Genomic DNA, 24,526 nt, shown 5'->3' with positions numbered 1-24,526 from the left:
CACTCCGCATGTTCCCGGCACGTACGGCAAAGGGAGCGGCCCCGAGTCCTTCCGGGAACCGCTCCCTCCACGGCGTCCTACTTGGCGCCGCCCGCCGCACCGCGACGGATGCCGAGGCGGTCGACCAGCGCACGGAAGCGCTGGATGTCCTTCTTCGCCAGGTACTGCAGCAGGCGACGGCGCTGACCGACCAGGATCAGCAGGCCACGGCGGGAGTGGTGGTCGTGCTTGTGGGTCTTGAGGTGCTCGGTCAGGTCGGAGATCCGACGGGACAGCAGAGCGACCTGGACCTCGGGGGAGCCGGTGTCGCCCTCCTTGGTACCGAACTCGGAGATGATCTGCTTCTTCACTGCGGCGTCGAGCGACACGCGTACTCCTCGAAGTCTGTGGTGGCCGCCGAGTGCCCCCGGTCTGCATCTCGGGGGAGCTTCCGTTACTCGGGAGGCGGGGATCCGCTGGGCGCGGCCTCCGGAGCGGCTGCTCCGGGGGTGCGTACACACACGGCCGTCGACCAGGGTACCAGGTGGTTGCGGACGCATTCGCCCCGGTTGCGGAACGGCCCGGATCGCGCGGGGTGTGGCCACTAGGGTGAACGTGCTGATCGTACGGATGTCGGGGAAGGGGTCGCTGCGGAATGGCGGAGACGGAAGCGGAGACGAAGGCGCGCAAGGAGCGGGAGCGCGACGAGCTGTACGCGCTGGACATCTCCGGCGTCGAGTGGCACTGCGCGCCGGGTACGGAGAAGCAGGAGGAGCGGGTCGAGATCGCCTACCTGCCCGACGGTGCGGTGGCCATGCGCTCGTCGCTCGACCCGGGGACGGTGCTGCGCTACACCGAGGCGGAGTGGCGGGCGTTCGTGCTGGGTGCGCGGGACGGGGAGTTCGACCTGGAGCCCGCTCCGCACAACGGCGGTCAGGGGGCGTAGGGGCGGCAGGAGAGGTGACGGCCTCTCCTGCACGTCCGCCCCACGTGCTCAGTGCTTCAGGCCCGCGCCGGTGACGCCGACGATCATCAGGACCGGGTCCGTCGGCTCCTCGTCGTCGCGGACCAGCTCCCGCTTGCCGAAGAAGGCGCTGCCCTGCTCGAAGACGATGTCGGACTGTTCCGGGTCACTGAGTTCGGACTCGGAGTCCTCGGGCAGCTGGAACAGCAGGAGCGGGGTCTCCTTGTCGGTGCGGGGGTTCCAGCTCACGACGGCGGCCGGTGCGAGGGCGTCGGCGCCCCGCCGGTAGATCAGCAGGTCGTCGCCGCTCATCCGCAGCGGATAGACCTTCTGCAACTCGCGGCCGTCGAACTTGCCCTGTGTCTTGCCGGTCTTCAGGTCGAAGGCCACGATCCAGTCCGACGGCTGACCGATGGCGATGTTCTCCTTGCTCATCACAAAGGCCTGCTTCCGCCCCACGACGACACCGTCGCAGTTCTCCACGACCCCGAAGAACGGCCGGGAGAAGTAGCGGTCGCCGCACTTGGCGTCGTAGCCGCTCAGGGAGAGGGAAGCCAGGTGCCTGCCGTCGTCGTCGAGCGAGAGCAGGTCCGTCACCGCGCTGTCGCCCGCCGCGACGGCGATGACCGGCGGCGACGAGGAGGGCAGGTAGACGCTCTGGACGCCGCGCGCCACCTTGTACGTCCACTGGGCCTTGCCGGTGCGGGGGTCGAGTTTCTGCACCTGGTACGTCACGTCGGGCAGGTCTCCGCAGCTGAGCAGCGCGAGCAGGGCGCGGCCGCCGGCGAAGCCCTTGTCCTCGCAGGCGGAGCTCGTCGTGCTGTTCCAGAGCTGCTTGCCGCTCTTCATGTCGTACGCGGCCGAGCCGCGCCCCCAGGCCACGGCGACGACGCCCTTGGTCAGGGTGACGTTGGTGTTCGTGACGTAGGCGAAGTCCGCCGACGGCATCGTCTTCTGCCACACCTTCTTGCCGGTGTCGAGGTCGACGAGCACCACCTGGTTGCAGACGCCCTCCTTCGCCCCGCCTGCGGCCTGCGGCGGCTGGATGACGACCGCGGTACGGCCGTCGGCGGTGACGTGCCGGCTGGTGGCGCAGAGGTGACCGCCCAACGGGAGCGTCCAGGCCACCGTGTCGAGCCCGGGGTCGAGCCGGTAGCCCTCGATGCGGTTGGCGACGCCCTTGGCGACGATCTTCCCGGTGGCCCAGGTGCCGGGTGCGTAGCGGGGGTTGGTGTCGGTGCTCTTGGCGAGGTTCTCCTCGTCGTGCTCGACGGCCATGACCCCCTCGGGTGAGACGGGCACCTTCTCGGTGGTCTCCCTGATCTCGTCCGGCGCCTGTTCGACGGCCGTCGGTCCGCTGTCGTCGGGGGCGCCGCCGGAGCCGTACCACAGGAGGCCGCCGCCCGCGACGAGGAGGATGAGGACCACGGCCGCGACCGCGCCGAGCACGCGGCTGCGGCGCCGGGCCCGTTCGCGGTCGGCCGCGAGTGCGGACTGCGTGTAGGGGGAAGGGGGCGGGCCGAAGCTCACGCGGTGACGTCCTTTCGGTGTCGGCGGCGCGGCGGCCCGCGTGCGCCGCTTCGCAGGCGTGGAGGCCGCCCTCGCCGGCGGGAAGGGGCCCTACTATGCCTGGCGTTCACGACGGCTCGTCGAGCGGGTGCGACTCGTGCGCCCCAAGCGCCCGGCGTGGGACCGCACTTGAGGCGAGTTGTGAACAAAGTGGGGTCATGGGGCCGTTCCCGCTCACGACATGACGGATATGTGGGTACCCGCCGTGGAGTCGGGGCGCGGTGGGCGGGTGCTCGGCGGTGGACGGGTCTGCCGGGGCGGGGCACCTGATGATTAGGCTGGTACGGGACGCGATGCCGGAGCCGGTGGTGGAGGCGTCGACGTCTCCGGGGGAAGGTCCGGCGCTCGGACGACCTCAGACCGCCTCGGACCACGACGAACGACACGAACTGGCCGCCCCGTCATGTACCCACGGGGGGCGACCGCACCAGGAGGAACTGTGAGCAGCGATCGGGACGGGATCCGCGGGGGCTGGGCGACACCCGGCGATGACCAGCCCGACGCGGAGACCCCCGTCGAGACGACGGGCGACTTCACCATCGACTACGCGCCGCCCGCCTGGTACACGCAGAACGCGGCCGGGGGCTCCGGGGCGTCGGAGCCCGGGACGGACTCCCCGTCCTCGGTCACGTCGGGGCCGCAGGCGCCGGGAGCGGTGCCGCCGCCCGCGCCGGAGAGCGGGGCGCCCGGGGCGCCGTTCGTGCCGCCGGGGCCCGGGGCGCCGTTCACGCCTCCCGCGCCTCCTGCACCTCCCGCGCCGGGCGTGCCCTTCACGCCGCCCCCGCCGCCGGTGCCCGCCCCTGCGGCCGCCGAGCCGGTCGAGGTGCCCAGGCTGCCGGAGAACAGCGGGTTCGAGCCGCAGCAGCCGCGGGCCGAGGCGCCGGGGGCCGACGGCTCCGAGGGCGGAGGCTCCGAGGGCGGAGGCTCCGAGGGCGGAGGCTCCGAGGGCGGAGGCTCCGAGGGCGACGGCTTCGGGAACGGCGCCCTGGAGAGCGGCGCCACGATCCGCTTCTCGTCGGTCGCCCTGAAGCGGCAGATCGCGGAGCACGCTGCTGCGGTTCAGGCCGCGGAGAGCGCGGAGTCGGGGGAGAAGCCGGAGGCGACGGAAGAGGCCGCGGCCAGGGACGTGGACGAGACCGACGGTGGGGCCGCGGCTGACGCCGGCGCCGACACCGTCGCGGACCCCGACGCCGACGCCGGGAGTGACGCCGACGCCGGGAGTGACGCCGTCGCCGGGGCGGAGGTCGGGAGCACGCCGGACGACGCGCGTTCCTCCCTCCCGGCCGAGGACGCCGACGAGGCGGAGTCGCGGGACGGCGAGGACGCCACCGCTGTGACGGAAGACGCGACGGCGGACGTGACGGACGCGGACGCGGCTGACGCGACGGCGGACGTGACGGACGCGGCTGACGTGAAGGAACACGCGACGGCTGACGTCACGGACGCGGACGCGGCTGACGTTCCGGACGCGGACGCGGATGCGGGCGGGAGGACGAGCGGAGCGGCGGGCGAAGAGTCGGCCCCTGCCGTGGAGGACGCCGCTCCGCCGCAGAGCCCCGCAGTCGAGGAAGACACCGCTGCGCAGGCCGACTCCGGCGACGAGGAGCCGACGGACGCCGTCCCGACGGACGCCGTCCCCGCAGACGCCGTCCCCCACGACGCCGTCCCGACCGATTCCGACGAGCCGCAGGACAGCGTGCCCCAGGACGCCGTGCCCCAGGACGCCGTCCCGCCCTCCTGGACTCCCCCGCCGGCCCCGCAGACCGGCCTGCCGCCGCTGCCGCCGTCGTACCAGCCCGCCGCTCCCGCCCCGGCGGCCCAGTGGCCCGCACAGCCGCAGCCGCAGCCGGTGGACGCCGCCGCGGCTCAGCCGCCCGCGCCGCCCGCCTGGAACCCGCCGGCCGCACCGGCCCCGGAGCCTCCTGCCCCGCAGCACGGCTACGGCTTCCCCCAACCCCCCGCCCCGGCCGCGCCGCCGACCCCACCCGCGCAGGCGCCCGGTTCGCAGCCCGGCTACGGCTTCCCCCAGCCCCCCGCCCCCGACGCCCGGCCCGGCTACGGTTTCCCGCACCCCGGCGTCCCGGCGGCCCCCGCGCCGCCCGCCTCCCCCGACGGTTACGGCTTCCCGCAGCCCCCGGCACCTCCCGCGCCCCCGGCCGCCCCGCAGGCGCCGCAGGCCGCGCAGCCGCACCCCGGCATCCCGCAGCAGGCCGACGGTCAGCTCCCGCCTGCCGCTCCTCAGGCCGCCCCGGAGGCCCCCCAGGGCTTCCCCGCGCAGTCCCCGCAGCCGCAGGCGTCCCAGCCGCCGTCGGCTCCGCCTGCGGCCGCTCAGCCCTCAGCCCCTCAGCCCCCGGCCGGCCCCACCGCCCCGGCGGGCTACGGCTTCCCGCAGCCGACCGCCGCGCCCCAGCCCCAGGCCCCGCAGCCGCCGGCTCCCCAGCCCGCCGCCGGTTACGGCTTCCCCCACCCCGCAGTCCCTCAGCCCCAGGCCCCCCACTCTCAGGCCGGCCCCAACGCCCCGGCCGGCTACGGCTTCCCGCAGCCGACCGCCTCACCCCAGCCCCAGGCCCCGCAGCCGCCGGCTCCCCAGCCCCAGGCCGCGGCCCCCCAGCCGCCCGTCCCTCCCGCCGACCCGCGCGCCGGTGCCGCCTGGCCGCAGCCGATCCAGCACGATCAGCGGCAGCCGGTCAACCCGGGTGCCGCGCCGCTGGGTTACACCGCCGCCGTGGAGCTGTCCTCGGACCGGCTGCTCAACAACAAGAAGCAGAAGGCGAAGAGCAGCCGTCCGGCCGTCGGCGGGTCACGGTTCAAGCTGGGCGGGAAGAAGGAGGAGGCCGAGCGGCAGCGCAAGCTGGAGCTGATCCGCACGCCCGTGCTGTCCTGCTACCGGATCGCGGTCATCAGCCTCAAGGGCGGCGTGGGCAAGACCACGACCACCACGGCGCTCGGCTCGACGCTGGCCACCGAGCGCCAGGACAAGATCCTCGCGATCGACGCCAACCCGGACGCCGGGACCCTCGGCCGCCGGGTGCGGCGCGAGACCGGGGCCACCATCCGCGACCTCGTCCAGGCGATCCCGTACCTCAACTCGTACATGGACATCCGGCGGTTCACCTCCCAGGCCCCCTCCGGCCTGGAGATCATCGCCAACGACGTCGACCCGGCCGTCTCCACGACGTTCAACGACGAGGACTACCGGCGCGCGATCGACGTGCTCGGCAAGCAGTACCCGATCATCCTGACCGACTCGGGCACCGGCCTGCTCTACAGCGCGATGCGCGGGGTGCTCGACCTCGCCGACCAGCTCATCATCATCTCCACGCCGTCGGTGGACGGGGCGAGCAGCGCGAGCACCACGCTGGACTGGCTGTCCGCGCACGGGTACGCCGAGCTCGTCTCGCGGTCCCTCACCGTCATCTCCGGGGTCCGCGAGACCGGCAAGATGATCAAGGTCGAGGACATCGTGGCGCACTTCGAGACGCGCTGCCGGGGTGTCGTCGTCGTTCCGTTCGACGAGCATCTCTCCGCAGGTGCCGAGGTCGACCTGGACATGATGCGGCCGAAGGTGCGGGAGGCGTACTTCAACCTCGCGGCGATGGTCGCGGAGGACTTCGTCCGCCACCAGCAGATGCACGGCCTGTGGACGAGCGACGGCAACCCGCCGCCGGTGGCCGCCCCGCCCCTGCCGGGCCAGCCGCTGCCGGGCCAGCCCTACCCGCCCCAGGCGGTGGGCCAGCCGTATCCGCAGGCCCCCCAGCCGGGTCAGCCGTACCCCCAGCCGGGACAACCGGGCCCGCAGGGCCGGCCGCCGGCGCAGCCGTTCCCGCAGCAGCCGGGCCACCAGGGCCAGCCCGCGCACCCGGGGCAGCAGCCGTACCCGCCCCAGCCCGGCCAGCCGTACCCGCAGACCCCTCCCCCGCCCCCGCAGCAGTAGACCCGCGGTAGGCCACACAACGCGAAGGGCGGCCGGTGTCCTGGGACACCGGCCGCCCTTCGCGTTGCGCGCGAGGCCCTACGGCTGAGCCGCGATCAGCTCCCGGCACCGCTGCACGTCCCGCGCCATCTGCTCCAACAGCCCCTCCAGGGACTCGAACTTCGCCTGGCCGCGGACGAACGCGAGGAAGTCGACGGCCACGTGCAGGCCGTACAGGTCGAGGCCGACGCGGTCGATCGCATACGCCTCCACCGTGCGCTCAGTGCCGTCGAACTGCGGGTTCGTGCCGACGGAGATGGCCGCCGGCATCGCCTCGCCGTTCGCGTGCAGCCAGCCGGCGTAGACGCCGTCGGCGGGGATCGCGGTGTGCGGGAGCGTCTCGACGTTCGCCGTGGGGAAGCCCAGTTCGCGTCCGCGCTGCGCACCGCGCACGACCACGCCCTCGACGCGGTGCGGGCGGCCGAGGATCTCGGCGGCGCCCGCCAGGTCGCCCTCGGCGACCAGACGACGGGTCAGGGTGGAGGAGAACGGCTCCCCGCCGCCCGCCGCTCCGCGCACGTACAGGTCGACCACCTCGACCTCGAAGTCGTAGACCTTGCCCTGTTCGGCGAGGAAGTCCACGTTCCCGGCGGCCTTGTGGCCGAAGCGGAAGTTGGGGCCCTCGACGACGGCCTTGGCGTGCAGCTTGTCGACCAGGACCTTGACGACGAAGTCGGCGGGCGAGAGCTTCGAGAACTCCGTGGTGAACGGGAGGATGAGGACGGCGTCGACGCCCAGGTCCGCCATCAGTTCGGCACGGCGGTGGTGCGGGGCGAGCAGCGGCGGGTGGCTGCCGGGGCGGACGACCTCGCTGGGGTGCGGGTCGAAGGTGACGACCACGCAGGGCACGCCCAGCTCCCGGGCGCGGTCCACGGCGTGCCGGATGATCAGCTGGTGGCCGCGGTGGACCCCGTCGTAAGAGCCGATGGTGACGACGCTGCGCCCCCAGTCCTGGGGGATGTCCTCCAAGCCACGCCAGCGCTGCACTGTGACCGCTCCTCGAACCCGTGTCCGTGATGTTTCGTGTTCCGTTGACCGCTTACGCAGGTCTAAGGGTGCCATGCCGCGCGGCCGCGGCCCGCATCGGCATGGAGGCTGTGACCCGCCCCACGTACGCCGGGGACCTCCCCCTCGCGTCACACGGGCACCCGGGACCCCGCCAGGTTCTCGATCATGCGGCGGGCGCTCGGCCCGACCACCGCCGCCCACTCGTCGGGCTCGCGGGTGAGCCAGCCCGTGACCTGCGCCGCGAAGCCGGGGACATGGCGGCCGAGGTCGACGAGAGCCCGGTCGAAGCGGGTCGCGCCCTCCGGCGTGCGCACGAGCAGGACGCCGGTGCGGTGGACGAGGTCGCGCAGTTCCGCGCCGCTGTGCCGGGCGGCGGCGTGCAGAACGGCGTCGAGGACGGCCGGGGCGTGTTCGCGGGTCAGCAGGTACTCCCGCAGTTCACGCCGCAGCGTCTGCGAGCCGGGATCTCCGGGGGCGGCGAGGACGGTGGCCAGGGCGGCCCGCGCCGGCTCGGGCCCGCCGTCCAGGAGGCCCGTGACCAGGGGGAGGAGGACGGCACGGGCAGCGGAACCCTCGTCGAGGCGCCGGCCGACGTACGCCGCCAGCTCGCCGGCGCAGTCCGGGCGCGCCTCCAGCGTCTCGCGGAGGACGGGGAGGACCCGTCGGACCAGGTCGGGCGGGGTGACGTCGGCGAGCGCCCGCAGCACCCGGCCGGTGTCGGCGCCGGGGCGGCGCAGCCGGGCGCGGACGGCGTCCAGGACCTGTTCCGGGTGGGTGGCGAGGGCGGTGAGCAGCGCGTCCGGCGGCAGCTGCGCGTCTCCCGCCGCGAAGCGTTCCAACGCGCGCGGCAGGTGCGGGGAGCGGGTCTGCGGGTCGCGGACGAGAAGGCCGAGCGCGCCGCCGTGCAGGGCGGCGTCGGTGGGGCGGGCGAGCAGCGCGAGGGCCGCGTAGCGCAGCAGTGCACGGTCGGCGGCGGTGCGCACCCGGGGCGCGGCGCGCAGCCCGTGGGCCACGGCCGCGACCCGCCGGGCGGGCCGCTCGTCGTGCGCCCACCGGTCGACGGCCCGGCACAGAGCGGAGGTTTCCTCCTCGGCCAGGACGGCGAGCAGTTCGTCGGCCCGCGGGTGGGCGCAGTCGACCAGGGCCTGCGTGAGGTCGTCCAGCGCCCGGTGCCGGTGGGTGTGCAGCAGTGCCTGCGCGGCCGTCGCCACGGTGGCGTGCGGTGTCGCGGGCAGCGGCCGCTCGTCGTCGAACCAGCGGACGAGGTGCGGCTGTACGGCGGTGGCGTCGGCGGCGAGGAGGTCGGCGACGGCGTCGAGGTGGCGGGGCGCGTCGGCGGCGTGCGGGGCGGCGTCGGCGAGGACGAGCCGGCGCAGCAGGTCGAGGCGGGCGTCGACGGGGAGCGGCAGGGCGGTCCAGAAGCCGGGCGCGAACTCGGCGGCCCCGCCGGGTCGTTGCCGGCGCCACGCCACGATCCGGTCGGCCAGCCGGCGCAGGATGGCGGTGTACGGCGTCGCGTCCGGGACGGCCGTCAGCGTCCCGGTGAGCAGCCGGGCGGCCCACCAGGACGCGGGGTCGGCCTCCAGCGCGTCGGTCAACTCCTCCAGTCTCGCGGCCAGTCGGGCGGTGCCGTGCTGGCGCGCGAGGAGCAGCAGGGCCTGCACGACGGGGCCGATGCGGTGGTGCGGCACGGGCAGCGGGCGGATGTCGCGGCGGTGCACCAGGGCGTTGAGGGCCGCGTCGAGGTCGAGGTGGAGACCCTGGATCCAGTCGGCGAGTTCCTCGTGGGCGAAGCGGTAGCCGGAGCCGGCCGGCACGAGGAGCCCCTCGGCGAGCACGGCGGACGCCCAGCCGGTGCCGCCGCCGAGCCGCGCCGGGGCGGGCCCCCACGGGAACACCGCCTCGAACGACGCCCGGTCCAGCTCGCCCTGCCCCGGTCCGAGACAGCGCCGGGCGGCCTCGTGCACCTGCCCGGCCACCCTCGCCGCGAGCCGTCGTACGGCGGTGCCGCGCAGCCCGTTCTCCGCGGCCAGCCGGACGGCGACGCGCAGACACATCAGGTCCAGGTGGGCGGCGAGGACGTCGGCGCGGTCGACGGGGGTGACGGGGACGTCGGGCAGGGCGGCCCGCACCTCTCCGTACAGGCGCAGGGTGAGGGGGTGGCGGGCGTCGGCGGGGTCGAGGGCGCGGTCCGGGACGCCGTGGCGGGCGCGGGCCTCGCGGGCCTCGGCCGGGGTGAGGTCGCCGAGCGGGACGCACGGCGGCAACGCGCCGGCGGCGCTGCCGTACAGCAGCTCCGCCGGGAAGCGCGCCGCGGCCTGCTCCCAGTACTCCGCCCGGCACGCCACCACCAGCCGCGCGCCGGTCTCGCGCAGCCAGTGCGCCGTCCCCTCGGTCCACTCGGCCAGCCGGTGGGCGAGGACCGGGGGCATCTCCTCGGGTCCGTCCAGCAGGAGCAGCAGCGGGCGGCCTGCGGCGCGGGCGAGGTGTGCGAGCCGCTCGGGGGCCGGGTCGTCGGGTGCAGCTCCGGGCCGGGAGGCGGCCACGATACGGGCGGCACGGGTCAGCGCCCGCCGGGCCGCGTCGGCGACCGACGCGTCCTCGTCCCTCAGGTCGGCGCCGCGCAGCCACAGGGTCGGCTCCGGCCGCGCGCCCCGCCCGCGGCGCGCGGCCAGCGCCGCCAGTTCCGTCGTACGGCCGCTGCCCGGGGCGCCGACGAGTCCGAGGACGGCCGCCGGGCTCGCCGCGAACGCGGCGAACTCCCGCGCGACCAGGGGGCGTTCGACCGGAGTCGGTCGGGAGGGGCGCTCGGCCGGTCCGTCCGAGCCCGCCGAGGTGGCGGTGAGTTCCAGGACGCCCGCGAGGTTGAGGTCCGCGCCGTACGCGGGGACGGTCGCCGCGTTGCGGGCGAGCAGTTCGGCGAGCGGGCCGCCGTCCGGCGTGGGGCGCAGCGGTACGGCGAAGCCTGTGTCGCGCCGGTCGGAGCACAGGGCGGTGCCGATGACGGCGACGACGGCACCGGTCGCGGCGTCGAGCACCGGCCCGCCGGCCGCGCCCCCGCCGAGCCGCAGGGCGTCCCGGCCCGCCGTGCCGATCGCCAGCTCGAGGCAGGCGTCGAGGCGGTGGGGGCGGTCCGTGGCCGTGTACGTCACCGGGGTCTCGGCCAGCACCCGTGCCTCGCGCCAGCAGCCGGCCGCGAGCCGCACGTAGGTGCCGGTCCGGACGCCGTCCCGCACGCTGATCGGCAGCGGGTCGGCGGCCAGGCCCGCCGTGCGGACGAGGGCCAGGTCCAGCTCCGGAAGCGCGGTGACGGCGTCGGCGGTCACGACGAGACGGCAGTCGCCGTCGGTGCCGGCCTGCGGATGGGTGCCGGTCTGCACGTCGGTGCCGGCCTGCACGTCGATGGTCAGCACGAGCCGCGGCAGACCGTCGACGGCCTCGTGGCTGGTGACGACCGTGCCGTGGTGGTCGGCGACGAAGCCGGTGCCGCGCGGCCGGCCGGCGAGGTCACGGATGCGGACGAGCACGGGCGCGGGGGCTGGGACCGGAGCCGGGGCTGGGACCGGAGCCGGGCGGCTGCCTTCGGCGGGGTCGGTGAGGTCCGGGGCCGGGACGTCCTGCGGCGCGGCGGCGCCGCCCGTGCCCCCCGGGCCGTCGGCCGTGCCGTGCCGTGGTGTGCGGTGGCCGCCGCCGGTTCGCGGGCCCCGTCCCGCCATCGCCGTACCTCCCACCGCGCCCACGTGCCCTCGTGTCGACGGTAAGCGCGGGATGATCGCCCGGACAGACGGCGAGGCGAACGCGCCCCCTCACGCTCCCTCGGTTCACTCCGAGCGCCTGCCCGGACGGGTGAATGAACGGGGACCGCTGGATAACCCTAGAGGTGGGGGAACCGAGGGGGGACCGTGGAGCGGCGGCGGAGCAGGACCCCGTGCTCGCCGCTCCACGGGCGAACCGGCCGGGGCTCAGCCGAGGATGGCGAGGCTCTTGGCCTTGCCCTTCTGTTCCTCGACGAGTGCCAGGAAACGGCCCTCGGGGTCGAAGACGGCGACCGGGCCGGAGCCCGTGTACTCGTCGGGCATCTCCAGCCGCACGCCGTTGGTGAGCAGCCGGGCCCGCCGGTCGTCCACGTCCCAGCGGGGGAACGCGGCCGCGGCGGCCTCCGCGATCGGCATGACCGCCAGCTCCTCCTGGAGCTGGTCGAGGGTGCGGGCGGAGTCCAGCTTGTAGGGGCCGACGCGGGTGCGGCGCAGGGCGGTGAGGTGACCGCCGACGCCGAGGTCGGCGCCCAGGTCGCGGGCGAGGGCGCGGATGTAGGTGCCGGAGGAGCACACCACGGAGACGATCAGGTCCAGGACCGGGGTGCCGTCCTCGGCGACGGCGTCGCGGACGTCGTACACCGTGAAGGAGGAGACGGTCACCGGGCGGGCCGGGATCTCGAAGTCCTCGCCGTCGCGGGCCCGCTTGTACGAGCGCACTCCGTCGATCTTGATGGCGCTGACCTTGGACGGCACCTGCATGATGTCGCCGCTCAGCTTGGCGACGCCGGCGTCGATGGCGTCCCGGGTGACCCGGGAGGCGTCGGTGGAGGAGGTGATCTCCCCCTCGGCGTCGTCGGTCAGGGTGTTCTGGCCGAGGCGGACGGTCCCCAGGTACTCCTTCTCGGTGAGGGCGAGGTGACCGAGGAGCTTGGTCGCCTTCTCCACGCCGAGGACGAGAACGCCCGTGGCCATCGGGTCGAGTGTGCCGGCGTGGCCGACGCGGCGGGTCCTGGCGATCCCCCGCATCTTGGCCACGACGTCGTGCGAAGTGAAGCCCGACGGCTTGTCGACGATGACGAGGCCGTCGGGCGCGGTGTGCTTCCGGTTCATTCGGCGGTGTCGTCCGTCTCGTCGTCACCGGGCTTGCGGTAGGGGTCGGCGCCGGCGGCGTACGCGGCGCCGGCGGACGCCTCGCGCACCTTCTCGTCGGACTGGCGCGCCTTGTCGAGGAGGTCCTCGATGGTGCGGGCGGTGTCCGGGAGGGCGTCGGCGACGAAGGACAGCGTCGGCGTGAACTTCACACCGGCCGCGCGGCCGACCTCCGAACGCAGGATGCCCTTGGCGCTCTCCAGGCCGGCGGCGGCCGCCTCGCGTTCCTCGTCGTCCCCGTACACGGTGTAGAAGACGGTCGCCTCCCTGAGGTCACCCGTGACACGGGTGTCCGTGATGGTGACGTGGGAACCGAGCCGCGGGTCCTTGATCCCGCGCTGCAGCTTCTGGGCCACCACCTCTCGGATGAGGTCCGCCAGCCTCTTGGCGCGCGCGTTGTCGGCCACTGGTCCGTCTCCCGTTCTTTCTTCTTCTGATGTTGCTCTGGTCAGGTCGGTCAGTCGTCTTCGCCGTGGAAGCGGCGTCTGACCGACAGCAGCTCCACCTCGGGGCGGCCGGCGACCAGCCGTTCGCACCGGTCCAGTACGTCGGTCAGGTGCTCCGCGTCACCGGAGACCATGGCCAGGCCGATGACGGCCCGGCGGTGGAGGTCCTGGTGGTCCACCTCGGCCGCGCTCACCGCGTACTTGCGCTGGAGCTCGGCGACGATGGGGCGGACGACGGAGCGCTTCTCCTTCAACGACCGTACGTCGCCGAGGAGCAGGTCGAAGGACAGAGTCCCCACGTACATGTGTAACCGGTTCACCCGCCGGTACGGGATCGATGGCCCTGGCAGCCGTGCGGAGCAGGGGCATCAAGAACGGTACAACGATACCTGGGCAGGCTCGACGGGGTTTTCACCCGCCCACCGGTCGCCCAGCCCGGGGCAGGACCCCGGGAACGGCGGCGCGCCGGCCGACGGAACGAAGCCCGTCGGCCGGCGCGTACCGGGGTGGTCACACCCGCGGCTTCTCCCGCATCTCGTACGTCGCGATGACGTCGTCGATCTTGATGTCGTTGAAGTTGCCGAGGTTGATACCGCCCTCGAACCCTTCGCGGATCTCGGTGACGTCGTCCTTGAAGCGACGCAGGCCCTCGATGTTGAGGTTCTCCGCGACGACCTTGCCGTCGCGGATGAGCCGGGCCTTGGTGTTGCGCTTGACCTCGCCCGAGCGGATGAGGACACCGGCGATGTTGCCCAGCTTGGACGACTTGAAGACCTCGCGGATCTCCGCCGTACCGAGCTCGTGCTCCTCGTACTCCGGCTTCAGCATGCCCTTCAGGGCCGCCTCGATCTCCTCGATCGCCTGGTAGATGACCGAGTAGTACCGGACGTCCACGCCCTCGCGCTCCGCCATCTGCTGCGCACGGCCGGCGGCACGCACGTTGAAGCCGATGACGATCGCGTCCGAGCCCATGGCCAGGTCGATGTCGGACTCCGTGACCGCACCGACGCCGCGGTGCAGGACGCGGATGTCGACCTCTTCGCCGACGTCCAGCTGGAGCAGGGAGGACTCGAGGGCCTCCACCGAACCGGAAGCGTCACCCTTGATGATCAGGTTCAGCTGCTGTACCTCGCCGGCCTTGAGCGCCGCGTCCAGGTTCTCCAGGGAGAACCTGCGCGTGCGCTTGGCGAAGGCCGCGTTGCGCTCGCGGGCCGCACGCTTCTCGGCGATCTGGCGGGCGGTGCGGTCCTCGTCGACGACGAGGAAGTTGTCGCCCGCACCCGGGACGTTGGTCAGGCCCAGGACCTGGACCGGCGTCGACGGGCCGGCCTCGGCGACGCTGTTGCCGTTGTCGTCGTGCATCGCCCGGACTCGGCCGTACGCGTCGCCGACCACCATGGTGTCGCCGACCCGCAGCGTGCCGCGCTGGACGAGGACCGTCGACACGGCGCCACGGCCGCGGTCGAGACGGGACTCGATCGAGATGCCCTGCGCGTCCTGGTTCGGGTTGGCCCGCAGGTCGAGCGAGGCGTCGGCCGTGAGGATCACGGCCTCCAGCAGCGAGTCGATGTGCAGACCCTGCTTGGCGGAGATGTCGACGAACATCGTGTCGCCGCCGTACTCCTCGGCCACCAGTCCGTACTCGGTCAGCTGACCGCGCACCTTGGTCGGGTCGGCACCCTCGACGTCGATCTTGTTGACCGCGACGACGATCGGGACGTCGGCCGCCTTGGCGTGGTTGAGCGCCTCGACCGTCTGCGGCATGACGCCGTCGTTGGCCGCGACGACCAGGATCGCGATGTCGGTCGACTTCGCACCACGGGCACGCATGGCGGTGAACGCCTCGTGACCCGGGGTGTCGATGAAGGTGATCTTGCGCTCTTCGTCGTTGACCTCGGTCGCGACCTGGTAGGCACCGATGTGCTGGGTGATGCCACCGGCCTCGCCCGCGATGACGTTCGTCTTGCGGATGGCGTCGAGCAGGCGGGTCTTACCGTGGTCGACGTGACCCATGACGGTGACGACCGGCGGGCGGACCACCAGGTCCTCCTCGTCGCCCTCGTCCTCGCCGAACTCGATGTCGAAGGACTCGAGCAGCTCGCGGTCCTCCTCCTCCGGGCTGACGATCTGAACCTCGTAGTTCATCTCGCCGGCGAGGAGCTGGAGGGTCTCGTCGGAGACGGACTGGGTCGCGGTGACCATCTCGCCGAGGTTCATCATGACCGCGACGAGCGACGCCGGGTTGGCGTTGATCTTCTCCGCGAAGTCGGTGAGGGACGCACCGCGCGACAGGCGAATGGTCTCGCCGTTGCCGCGAGGCAGCATCACGCCGCCGACCGACGGGGCCTGCATGGCCTCGTACTCCTGGCGCCTCTGCCGCTTCGACTTGCGGCCGCGACGCGCGGGACCACCCGGACGACCGAAGGCGCCCTGCGTGCCACCACGGCCACCGGGACCGCCCGGACGACCGCCGAAGCCGGGACGGCCACCGCCGCCACCGCCCGGACCACCGGGACGGCCGGCGAAGCCACCGCCGCCACCGCCACCGGGACCACCGGGACGGCCGGCGAAGCCGCCGCCGCCACCGGGACGGCCGGCGAAGCCGCCGCCGCCACCCGGACGACCGCCGCCGCCACCGGGACGACCGGCGCCACCGGGACCGCGGCCGCCGGGGCCGCCGCCGGGACGCGGACCGGCCGCGGGACGCTGCGGCATCATGCCGGGGTTGGGACGGGGACCGCCGGGGCCGCCGCCGGGACGCGGAGCGCCGCCCTGCGGGCGGGGCATGCCGGCCGGCGACGGACGGGAACCACCGGGAGCCTGCGGACGGGGACCGCCACCCTGGCCACCGGGGGCCTGGGGACGGGGACCGGCGCCCGGAGCGCCACCGGGGCCACCGGGACGCGGGCCGCCCTGCGGGCGCGGGGCCTGCGGACGGGCCATACCGGCGTTTCCGCCGGAGGTGAAGGGGTTGTTGCCCGGACGCGGACCGGCCGGACGGGCACCCGGACGCGGCGAGCCGGCGCCACCGGCGCGCGGACCCTGCGCGGCGGCCGGACGGGATCCCTGACCGCCCTGCTGGCCCTGACCGGGCGCACCGGGACGGGCACCGGGCCTGGGCGCGCCGGGGCGCGGACCCTGACCGGCGGGCTTGGCGGCCGGGGCCGACGGCGGAGCGGTGAACTCCGGGGCGGCCGGGGCCGGACGCGGCGCGGGTCGGGGACCCGGACGCGGGCCGGAAGCCGACGGCGCGGGGGTCGACGGCGCCGACGGGGCCGACGGGGCAGCCGGAGCCGCGGGGGCCGCGGGCTGCTGTGCCGCCGGGGGCTTGGGGGCGGCCGGCCGCGGAGCGGCCGGACCCGGACGTGCCGCCTGCGCCGGGGACGGCGCGGCGGGCTTGGGGGCCGCCTTGCGCGGGGCGGGCTTCGCGGACCTGCCGCTGCCACCGCCCTGGAAGGCGTCAGTCAGTTTGCGTACAACGGGCGCCTCGATCGTCGAAGACGCCGAACGGACGAATTCACCGAGTTCTTGGAGCTTGGCCATGACGACCTTGCTCTCGACGCCGAACTCCTTGGCGAGTTCGTATACCCGGACCTTAGCCACTTCGCTCCTTTTAGGTCCGGGTTGCGGCCGGACCGTCGCTACTTCATGGGCGTACTCATCGCGTACTCATCGAGTGCTCATCGCAATCTCGACCTGCTTTCGACTCGCGAGGTACCAGGGCCGCACGGGTGATCCGCGCGACGCTTCTTACGGTGTTGCCTGCTCGGCAACGGTCGTCTGCTCGACGTGCTGGCGCAACACCTTTGTGTCGAGCGCTCCCGCGGCGCGCAACGCCCGCGTGAACGCCCGGCGGCGTACCGCCTGGTCGAGACAGACCAGAGCGGGATGCACGTAAGCACCCCGGCCGGGCAGCGTACCGCGAAGATCGGGGACGCATGCGTCCTCGATCGCCACGATGCGCAGCAGCTCCGTCTTGGCCGCCCGCTTCCGGCACCCCACACAGGTGCGTTCAGGGCGTACTCCGGTGTGCGTCCGGCCAGACACAGCTAAGTCTACCTCCCCGTACCGACCTCACCCCTTTGGGCCAGGATTCGAACAGTTGCCGCGCGGGATCTGTCGTGATCTCAGCCACCGCAGGCCGAGATTTATTCCCCGGGGCTACTCGCCGGGCTGCTCGGTGTCCGGCCGGATGTCGATGCGCCAGCCGGTCAGGCGGGCCGCGAGGCGGGCGTTCTGGCCTTCCTTGCCGATCGCCAGGGAGAGTTGGTAGTCGGGCACGGTCACGCGCGCGGAGCGGGCGGCCATGTCCACGACCTCGACCTTCGAGACCCGGGCCGGCGACAGGGCGTTGGCCACCATCTCGGCCGGGTCGTCGGACCAGTCGACGATGTCGATCTTCTCACCGTTCAGCTCGCCCATGACATTGCGCACCCGGCCGCCCATGGGGCCGATGCAGGCGCCCTTGGCGTTCAGGCCCGAACGGGTGGACCGGACGGCGATCTTCGTACGGTGACCGGCCTCACGTGCGATGGCGGCGATCTCGACGGAACCGTCGGCGATCTCCGGCACCTCCAGCGCGAAGAGCTTCTTCACCAGGTTGGGGTGCGTCCGGGAGAGGGTCACGGACGGACCGCGCACACCCTTCGCCACCCGGACGACGTACGAGCGAAGGCGCAGGCCGTGCGGGTAGGTCTCACCGGGCACCTGCTCCTGCACCGGCAGGATCGCCTCGAGCTTGCCGATGTCGACGAGCACGTTCTTCGGGTCGCGGCCCTGCTGGACCACTCCGGTGACGATGTCGCCCTCGCGGCCGGCGTACTCGCCGAGCGTCGCGTCGTCCTCGGCGTCGCGCAGCCGTTGCAGGATCACCTGCTTGGCGGTGGTGGCGGCGATACGGCCGAAGCCGGACGGGGTGTCGTCGAACTCGCGGGGCTCCTGGCCCTCCTCGAGGTCCTCGGGGTCCTCCTTCGCCCACACCGTCACGTGGCCGGTCTCCCGGTCGAGCTCCACGCGCGCGTGGCGGCGGCTTCCCTCGGTGCGGTGGTAGGCGATGAGGAGGGCCGACTCGATCGCCTCGACCAGCAGGTCGAAGGAGATCTCCTTCTCCCGCACCAAGCCCCGCAGGGCGCTCATGTCGATGTCCACGGCTCTACGCCTCCTCCTCTTCCTTCATGTCCTGCTTGTCCTTGCGGTTGAACTCGACCTGCACGCGCGCCCGGTCGATGTCGCCGAAGGCGAGCCGGCGGGTGGTGGCCTTGCGGCCCTTCACTCCGGGCACCTCGACGTCGAGGCCTTCGTCGTCCACGGTGAGGATGCGGGCGACGACCTCGCCGCCCTCGTGGAGCTGGAACTTCACCAGGCGGTCCGTGGCACGCACGTAGTGGCGGTGCTCGGTGAGGGTGCGCTCCGCGCCGGGGGTGCCGACCTCGAGGGTGTACTCGCCCTCGCCCATCGCGTCGGTCTCGTCGAGCTTCGCCGAGAGCGCACGGCTCACATCGGCGATCTGGTCCAGGTCCGCACCGGTGTCGGAGTCGACGACGACGCGCAGCACCCGCTTGCGTCCGACGGAGTCCACGGCGATCTCTTCGAGGTCCAGGCCCTGGGAGGTGACGAGCGGTTCCAGCAGTTCTCGCAGCCTCTCGCTCTGGGTGGTGCTCATCCGGGTGACTCCTCGGCCGCGTGTGCTGTTGTGGGATGGGGCGCGTGTCTGGTCAAAGGGTATCCGGTCGCGGGGTGTGTTGCCGTCCACCGGGCGGTCCCGGGGGCGCGGGCGGTGCCGCTGAGTGGTGGCGGGCGGGGGCGCGGGTACGGTGATCACGGGCGTGCCGCCCTTCAAGGTCGTTTTGTCGTACGAACCCCCCGAGGACGTCTGTCGTGCCGTACCCACCGCCGCGCGCCCGTACGGGACCGCGCAGAAGATCCGTGCTCGCCTCGGCCGCCGGGGCCGCCCTGTCGGCGGGCTGCTCCTCCGGCGGCGGCGCCCGTGATGCCGCTGGTGTCGGTGAGGGCGGTTCGCCCGCCGCGGAACGGGCACGCGCGCGTGCGGCGCGGGACAGCGGCGGGCTGCTGGAGCGCTACGACGTCGTGCTCGCGGCGTATCCGCGGCTGACGGAGCGGCTGGGGCCGTTGCGGGCCGAGGTCGTGCGGCACGTGGAGGCGTTCGGGGGCGTGGGCGGGGCGTCCGGCACGCCGTCGCCCTCCGTGACCGCCTCCCCGTCGGTGACCGCGTCGGCGCCCGTCGGCGCCCCGCCGACCGAGGAGGAGGCGGTGGCGCAGCTCGCCATCGCCGAGCGGACGCTCGCCGACCGCAGGGTCACGGCGCTGGCGGAGGTGCCGGGCGAGCTGGCCCGGTTGCTGGCCTCGGTGGCGGCGGCCGGGGCGGCGCACGCCTACCTGCTGACGCAGGGCGCGCGATGAGCGGGGGGACGGCGGGCGACGAGCGCGGGAGCGGCGAGGTCACGGCGCTGCAGGCCGCGCTGGCCGCGGAGCACGCGGCGGTGTACGGGTACGGCGTCGTCGGCGGCCGGATCGGCGAGGAGCGGCGCACGGAGGCACGGGAAGCGTACGACGCCCATCGGGCGCGCCGGGACGCGCTGGCGCGCCAGGTGCGCGATCTGGGCGCCACACCGGTCGCCGCGAGCGCCGCGTACGCGCTCCCCTTCCCGGTGCCGGACCCGGCCGCGGCGGTCCGGCTCGCCACCGCTCTGGAGGAGCGGGTGGCCGGGGTCTACTCGGACCTCGTGCGGTCCGCCGGCGGGGCGCGGCGCCGGGAGGCCGCCGGGGCGCTGCGGGAGGCGGCGGTGCGGGCGGTGCGCTGGCGCGGCGGGAGCGTAGCCTTCCCTGGGCTCGCCGAGCGGGCGGGCACGGGAGCGGATCCGGCCGCGACGGGGGCCGGGCCCTCGGCCTCGCAGGCCGGGTCGGCTACGGGGAACCCGGGAGCGGCGCAGACACCGACGGCGTGAGCACCGGAGGACCGGGACCAGGAAGGGGCGACGCGCACATGGCTTTCGAACCGCCGCAGCGTCTGGTCAGGGCGCTCGGTGAGACGGCACCGGACGGTGACGACTGGCTGGAGAAGCTGCCGGAGACGCTCGCACGGGCCGTCTCCTCCCGCGGGCTGACCGTCGAGCGGGTGCAGGTGCCGGGCGGGCGCAGCAGCCTGGTGGTGCTGGTGCGCCGGTCCGACGGGACGCCGGCGGTGCTGAAGCTGGCCCCGCCCCGGTTCCGGCCGGAGGCCGAGCGGGCCGCGCTCGCGCACTGGGACGGCCTGGGCGCCGTCCAGTTGCTGGAGGGGTCGTCCGGCGAGGGGGTGCTGGTGCTGGAGCGGCTGCGTCCGGATGTGTCGGTGCGGTCGTTGCCGGAGGCGAAGGCGCTGCTGGAGGCGGCGGGGACGCTGCGGCGGCTGTGGGTGGAGCCGCCGTCCGGGCCGGTCTTCGAGACGGTCGCCGCGCGGACCGGGCGGCAGGCGACGGCGATGCGCGCGGGTGCGGATACCGAGGTGACGCCGCTGGTGGACGCGGCGCTCGCGGCCCGCGAGGAACTGCTGGCCGCACCGCCCGAACACCGGTTGCTGCACGGCACGTTCCGGCAGAGCAAGGTGCTGGCGGGTGAGCGTACGCCGTGGCTGGCGGTCGGGCCCGATCCGGTGGTCGGCGAGTGCGCCTTCGACCTGGCCCGGCTGGTGCGGGACCGGGTCGAGGACCTGATCGCCTCGCCGTCCGGGGCGGCGACGACCCGTCGGCGGGTGAAGCGGCTCGCGGAGTCGCTGGAGGTGGACCAGGAGCGGCTGCGCGGCTGGACGCTGTTCCGGGCGGTGGAGTCCGGCGTGCGGGCCCGGCGGGTGGGCCGGGGCCGGGACGCGGAGCTGCTGCTGGAGTTCGCGGGCTGGTTGTAGCCCGCTGATGTCCGTGCGGTGGCCGTTCCCCTCCGCAGTGACGTTCCGTCACGTTCTGCGGTCGGGGAACGGTCCGGGGGCACCGGTGAGGCCGCCCTGCCTCACCGGAACCCCTTGGGTGGTGTCGTCACGCGGTGAGGCGCGCGATCGCCTCGTCCACCGTCAGTTCCTCGCGCTCGCCGGTGCGGCGGTCCTTCAGCTCGAGGACGCCCTCGGCGGAGCGGCGGCCCGCGACCAGGATCTTCGGTACGCCGATCAGTTCCGAGTCGGTGAACTTCACGCCCGGCGAGACCCCGGCCCGGTCGTCGACCAGGACGCGCAGACCGGCCGCCCGCAGCTTCTCGGAGACGTCGAGGGCGAGTTCGGTCTGGAGGGCCTTGCCGGCGGCGACGACGTGCACGTCGGCCGGGGCGACCTCGGCGGGCCAGCACAGGCCCTTGTCGTCGGCGGTCTGCTCGGCGAGGGCCGCGACCGCGCGGGAGACGCCGATGCCGTAGGAGCCCATGGTGACGCGGACCGGCTTGCCGTTCTGGCCGAGGACGTCGAGCTTGAGGGCGTCGGCGTACTTGCGGCCGAGCTGGAAGATGTGGCCGATCTCGATGGCGCGGTCCAGCTTGAGGCCGGTGCCGCAGTTCGGGCAGGGGTCGCCCTCCTGGACGACCACGACGTCGACGTAGGCGTCGACCTCGAAGTCACGGCCGGCGACGACGTTCCTGGCGTGCGTGGCGTCCTTGTTGGCGCCGGTGATCCACGCGGTGCCGGGGGCGACGCGCGGGTCGGCGATGTAGGTGACCTTCTCCCCCAGGCCCTGGGGGCCGACGTAGCCGCGGACCAGGTCGGGGCGGCTCGCGAAGTCCGCCTCGGTGACCATCTCGACGACCGCCGGGGAGAAGTGCGCCTCGACCTTGTCCATGTCGACCTCGCGGTCGCCGGGGACGCCGACGGCGACGATCTCGCCGTCGACCTTCACGAGGAGGTTCTTCAGCGTGGCGGAGGCCGGGACGCCGAGGTGGGCGGCGAGGGTCTCGATGGTCGGGGTGTCGGGTGTGGGGATCTCTTCGAGCGCGGGCGCGCCCTCGGCGTCCACCGGCGTCAACTCGTACGTGATCGCCTCGGTGTTGGCCGCGAAGTCGCAGTTCGGGCAGTCGGCGAAGGTGTCCTCGCCGGCGCCGGCCGGGGCGAGGAACTCCTCGGACTTCGAGCCGCCCATGGCGCCCGCGGTCGCGGCGCAGATGCGGTAGTCGAGGCCGAGACGCTCGAACACCTTCCGGTAGGCCTGGCGGTGCAGGGCGTACGACCGGGCGAGGCCCTCGTCCTCGGTGTCGAAGGAGTACGAGTCCTTCATCAGGAACTCGCGGCCGCGCAGGATGCCGGCGCGGGGGCGGGCCTCGTCCCGGAACTTCGTCTGGATCTGGTAGAGGATGACCGGCAGGTCCTTGTAGGAGGACGCCTGGTCCTTCACGATCAGCGTGAAGATCTCCTCGTGGGTGGGGCCGAGGAGGTAGTCGCCGCCCTTGCGGTCGTTCAGCCGGAACAGCTCGGGGCCGTACTCCTCCCAGCGGCCGGTCGCCTCGTACGGCTCCTTCGGCAGCAGGGCGGGGAGCAGCACCTCCTGCGCGCCGATGGCGTCCATCTCCTCGCGGACGATCCGCTCCACGTTGGCGAGGACCTTCTTGCCGAGCGGCAGCCAGGTCCAGATGCCGGCGGCGGTGCGGCGGACGTAGCCGGCGCGGACGAGGAGCTTGTGGCTGAGGACCTCGGCGTCGGCGGGGTCGTCGCGCAGGGTCTTCGCCATCAACTGGGACATGCGCTGGACCGGTGCGTTCGCCATGGTTCTCGTACTCCTGCCGAAGGGGGTCCCCCCGCTCGAGCGCAGCCGAGACCGGGGGAGGGTGATGGCTAGGAGGTTAGCCGGGAGCGCGGGGTCGCCGGTAATCCGTTACGCGCGCAGCAGCGGGAGGGGGGCGCCCATCACCGCGTAGGGGCGGGGTGCGCTCGGGAAGAGGACGTTGCGGGCCAGGTCCTGGTAGCCGAGGGAGCGGTAGAGGGCTCTGGCGGGGCTCTCCGTGTCGATCGCCGAGAGGATCGAGCGGGGTTCGGCGGCGCCGTCCGTGATGGTGGTGATCAGGGCCCGGCCCGCGCCGCGGTTCTGATGGGCGGGATGGACGTGGAGTTCGGTGATGACGAAGGAGTCGTCGAGCCAGGTCTCGTTGCCCTTGGCGCGCAGATAGGGCTCCACGACGGTGGACCACCAGTGGGTGCGGTCGTTGGGCATGCCGTACACGAATCCGGCGAGTCGGCCGCCGACGGTCGCGCCGAAGGCCCGTGCTCCGGGGTACGTCATGTGGCGCAGGACGATCTGTCGGCGTACGGCCACTTCGTCCGGTCCCAGTCCGAAGGCGACGGCTTGGACGGCCAGGGCCTCGTCCACGTGGGCTGTGAGGTCCAAGGGGCCGATGACGAGGTCCATGTCACGGGAGCCTACAGGGGGTTCTCGGTTCCGTGCGGGGTGCGGACGATCGCGGTGACGGGACGCGGACGGCTCCTGCGGAACGGCTTTTCAGAACAGCACGCTCATGAAGGCGCCGACCTCCTGGAAGCCCACCCGTCGGTAGGTGCGTCGCGCCGCGGTGTTGAAGTCGTTGACGTAGAGGCTCACCACCGGGGCCACGTCGGCGAGGGCGTAGCGCAGGACGGCCGCCATGCCGGGGGCCGCGAAGCCTCGGCCCCGGTATTCGGGGGCCACCCACACGCCCTGGATCTGGCAGGCCTGGGAGGTGGCGGCGCCGATCTCCGCCTTGAAGACGACCCGGCCGTGGTCGTCGAGGCGGGCGAACGAGCGGCCGGCGCCCACGAGTTCGGCGACGCGGGCCTGGTAGAGCAGGCCGCCGTCTCCGGCCATCGGGGAGACGCCGACCTCCTCGGTGAACATCGCCACGCACGCCGGCATGATCGTCTCCAGCTCGTCCTTGCGGATGCGGCGGACGTGGGGATCCGGTTCGATGTCGGTGGACATGCGGTCGGTGACCATCAGGGGCTGGTGGGCGCGGACCTCGCGGGCCGGGCCCCAGTGGGGTTCGAGCAGGCGCCAGAGCCGGGCGGTGGGTTCGGCCGGCCCGACGATGGAGGAGCAGCGGCGGCCGGCCCTGCGGGCACGGTCGGCGAAGGCGCGGACGGCGCGGGGGGTGGCGCAGATGGGGACGAGGTTGGCGCCGGCGTAGCACAGGGACGTCAGCATGCCGTCCTCGTACCAGCCCCACATCTCGCCGCCGAGACGCCACGGGTCCAGGCCCGCGATCTGTACGCGGGAGGTCACGAAGGCGTTGGCGACCGGCTCGCGGTCGAGGACGGCGAGCGCGGCGTCCAGGTCGCTCGGTTCGAGAACCCGGGAGGTGGTCTGCGTCAACACGTGCGGGGCCTCACACTCGGGTCTGCCTGATCTCCGCACTGTACCCGCGGAAGCCGGAGGGCGTCGCCCTGTGGTGGTACGTCCCGTTCTCAGGTCGGCGTCCGCGGGTGCCCGGGCCCTGGGCGCTGTCGCCCCCGGTCCCCCGCGCCGGCCCCGAAGGGGCCTCGGCCTCGAACGCCGGACGGGCCGGGGGACGCGGCAGGCGTGGCGATGGCCGCGTGGGCCGGGTCAGCCGGCGACCGCCACCGAGGGTTCGCCGGAGGGGATGCCGTCCGCCTGCATCTGTTCGGCGATCTTCATGGCCTCCTCGATGAGGGTCTCCACGATCTTCGACTCGGGGACGGTCTTGATGACCTCGCCCTTGACGAAGATCT

The 24,526-nt window shown here is 73.8% G+C and carries 19 protein-coding genes and 1 pseudogene; 5 read left to right on the top strand and 15 right to left on the bottom strand.

The features are described from left to right. Positions 1-77 precede the first annotated feature (77 nt). Positions 78-368: a 30S ribosomal protein S15 gene (rpsO, locus tag ACZ4YY_RS35970; RefSeq protein WP_055719350.1), complete on the bottom strand. Its 291-nt coding sequence runs from the start codon at positions 366-368 to the stop codon at positions 78-80. 266 nt (positions 369-634) lie between these two features. On the opposite strand from rpsO, the gene ACZ4YY_RS35965 reads away from it, so the two are divergent. Next, the gene (locus tag ACZ4YY_RS35965) at positions 635-925 is read left to right on the top strand and encodes a DUF397 domain-containing protein (protein WP_468299404.1); all 291 of its coding nucleotides are present in this window, start codon (positions 635-637) and stop codon (positions 923-925) included. Between the two features lie 48 nt (positions 926-973). Here ACZ4YY_RS35965 and ACZ4YY_RS35960 read toward each other — a convergent pair whose 3' ends face one another. Beyond that, a complete protein-coding gene (locus ACZ4YY_RS35960) occupies positions 974-2,473 on the bottom strand; it encodes an outer membrane protein assembly factor BamB family protein (RefSeq protein ID WP_468299402.1) in 1,500 nt (499 codons plus the stop codon). Positions 2,474-2,951: 478 nt separating this feature from the next. Between ACZ4YY_RS35960 and ACZ4YY_RS35955 the strand changes: the two genes are divergently transcribed. Then, entirely contained in the window at positions 2,952-6,446 is a 3,495-nt protein-coding gene (locus ACZ4YY_RS35955) for an SCO5717 family growth-regulating ATPase (RefSeq protein ID WP_468299400.1), read from the top strand. Between the two features lie 78 nt (positions 6,447-6,524). On the opposite strand, the gene ACZ4YY_RS35950 is transcribed toward ACZ4YY_RS35955, so the two are convergent. The 9 genes from ACZ4YY_RS35950 to rimP all read right to left on the bottom strand — a co-directional run bounded on the left by ACZ4YY_RS35950 (position 6,525) and on the right by rimP (position 18,508). Beyond that, on the bottom strand, positions 6,525-7,472 hold the full coding sequence (locus tag ACZ4YY_RS35950; RefSeq protein WP_468299398.1) for a bifunctional riboflavin kinase/FAD synthetase: 948 nt from the start codon (positions 7,470-7,472) through the stop codon (positions 6,525-6,527). A gap of 149 nt (positions 7,473-7,621) precedes the next feature. After that, a complete protein-coding gene (locus ACZ4YY_RS35945; RefSeq protein WP_468299396.1) occupies positions 7,622-11,209 on the bottom strand; it encodes a trypsin-like peptidase domain-containing protein in 3,588 nt (1,195 codons plus the stop codon). Positions 11,210-11,455: 246 nt separating this feature from the next. Further along, positions 11,456-12,361: a tRNA pseudouridine(55) synthase TruB gene (gene truB / locus ACZ4YY_RS35940; RefSeq protein WP_468299394.1), complete on the bottom strand. Its 906-nt coding sequence runs from the start codon at positions 12,359-12,361 to the stop codon at positions 11,456-11,458. Next, the gene (gene rbfA / locus ACZ4YY_RS35935; RefSeq protein WP_468299392.1) at positions 12,358-12,807 is read right to left on the bottom strand and encodes a 30S ribosome-binding factor RbfA; all 450 of its coding nucleotides are present in this window, start codon (positions 12,805-12,807) and stop codon (positions 12,358-12,360) included. Before rbfA ends, truB begins: the two co-directional genes overlap by 4 nt. 50 nt (positions 12,808-12,857) lie before the next feature. Further along, positions 12,858-13,151, bottom strand: coding sequence for a DUF503 domain-containing protein (locus ACZ4YY_RS35930; protein WP_385075136.1), 294 nt, complete (start codon positions 13,149-13,151; stop codon positions 12,858-12,860). 205 nt (positions 13,152-13,356) lie between these two features. Beyond that, positions 13,357-16,449, bottom strand: coding sequence for a translation initiation factor IF-2 (infB, locus tag ACZ4YY_RS35925; protein WP_468299390.1), 3,093 nt, complete (start codon positions 16,447-16,449; stop codon positions 13,357-13,359). Positions 16,450-16,596: 147 nt separating this feature from the next. Then, a complete protein-coding gene (locus ACZ4YY_RS35920; protein WP_468299388.1) occupies positions 16,597-16,893 on the bottom strand; it encodes a YlxR family protein in 297 nt (98 codons plus the stop codon). Between the two features lie 114 nt (positions 16,894-17,007). Then, entirely contained in the window at positions 17,008-17,994 is a 987-nt protein-coding gene (nusA, locus tag ACZ4YY_RS35915; protein ID WP_468299386.1) for a transcription termination factor NusA, read from the bottom strand. 4 nt (positions 17,995-17,998) lie between these two features. Then, positions 17,999-18,508, bottom strand: a complete 510-nt coding sequence (rimP, locus tag ACZ4YY_RS35910; RefSeq protein ID WP_468299384.1) for a ribosome maturation factor RimP — start codon at positions 18,506-18,508, stop codon at positions 17,999-18,001. A 215-nt stretch (positions 18,509-18,723) separates the two neighbouring features. Here rimP and ACZ4YY_RS35905 point away from each other — a divergent pair, with 215 nt between their 5' ends. The 3 genes from ACZ4YY_RS35905 to ACZ4YY_RS35895 are packed head-to-tail and all read left to right on the top strand — an operon-like array spanning position 18,724 to position 20,743. Further along, a complete protein-coding gene (locus ACZ4YY_RS35905; protein ID WP_468299382.1) occupies positions 18,724-19,266 on the top strand; it encodes a hypothetical protein in 543 nt (180 codons plus the stop codon). Next, positions 19,263-19,811, top strand: coding sequence for a ferritin-like domain-containing protein (locus tag ACZ4YY_RS35900; RefSeq protein WP_468299380.1), 549 nt, complete (start codon positions 19,263-19,265; stop codon positions 19,809-19,811). Before ACZ4YY_RS35905 ends, ACZ4YY_RS35900 begins: the two co-directional genes overlap by 4 nt. Before the next feature lie 38 nt (positions 19,812-19,849). Next, the gene (locus ACZ4YY_RS35895; protein ID WP_468299378.1) at positions 19,850-20,743 is read left to right on the top strand and encodes an aminoglycoside phosphotransferase family protein; all 894 of its coding nucleotides are present in this window, start codon (positions 19,850-19,852) and stop codon (positions 20,741-20,743) included. A gap of 127 nt (positions 20,744-20,870) precedes the next feature. On the opposite strand, the gene ACZ4YY_RS35890 is transcribed toward ACZ4YY_RS35895, so the two are convergent. From ACZ4YY_RS35890 to ACZ4YY_RS35875, 4 genes and pseudogenes are all read right to left on the bottom strand, one after another. Beyond that, complete coding sequence (locus tag ACZ4YY_RS35890; RefSeq protein ID WP_468299376.1) at positions 20,871-22,574, bottom strand: proline--tRNA ligase; 1,704 nt, start codon at positions 22,572-22,574, stop codon at positions 20,871-20,873. Positions 22,575-22,682: 108 nt separating this feature from the next. After that, the gene (locus tag ACZ4YY_RS35885) at positions 22,683-23,213 is read right to left on the bottom strand and encodes a GNAT family N-acetyltransferase (protein ID WP_468299374.1); all 531 of its coding nucleotides are present in this window, start codon (positions 23,211-23,213) and stop codon (positions 22,683-22,685) included. 90 nt (positions 23,214-23,303) lie between these two features. Then, positions 23,304-24,152, bottom strand: a complete 849-nt coding sequence (locus tag ACZ4YY_RS35880; RefSeq protein WP_468299372.1) for a GNAT family N-acetyltransferase — start codon at positions 24,150-24,152, stop codon at positions 23,304-23,306. A gap of 228 nt (positions 24,153-24,380) precedes the next feature. After that, a pseudogene (locus tag ACZ4YY_RS35875) lies at positions 24,381-24,526 on the bottom strand (flavodoxin-dependent (E)-4-hydroxy-3-methylbut-2-enyl-diphosphate synthase); the annotation flags it as partial.

The organism is Streptomyces sp. NPDC030143, from assembly GCF_055573695.1.
Note: the sequence above shows the minus strand (reverse complement) of the source record. Positions and strands in the feature narration are given on the sequence as shown.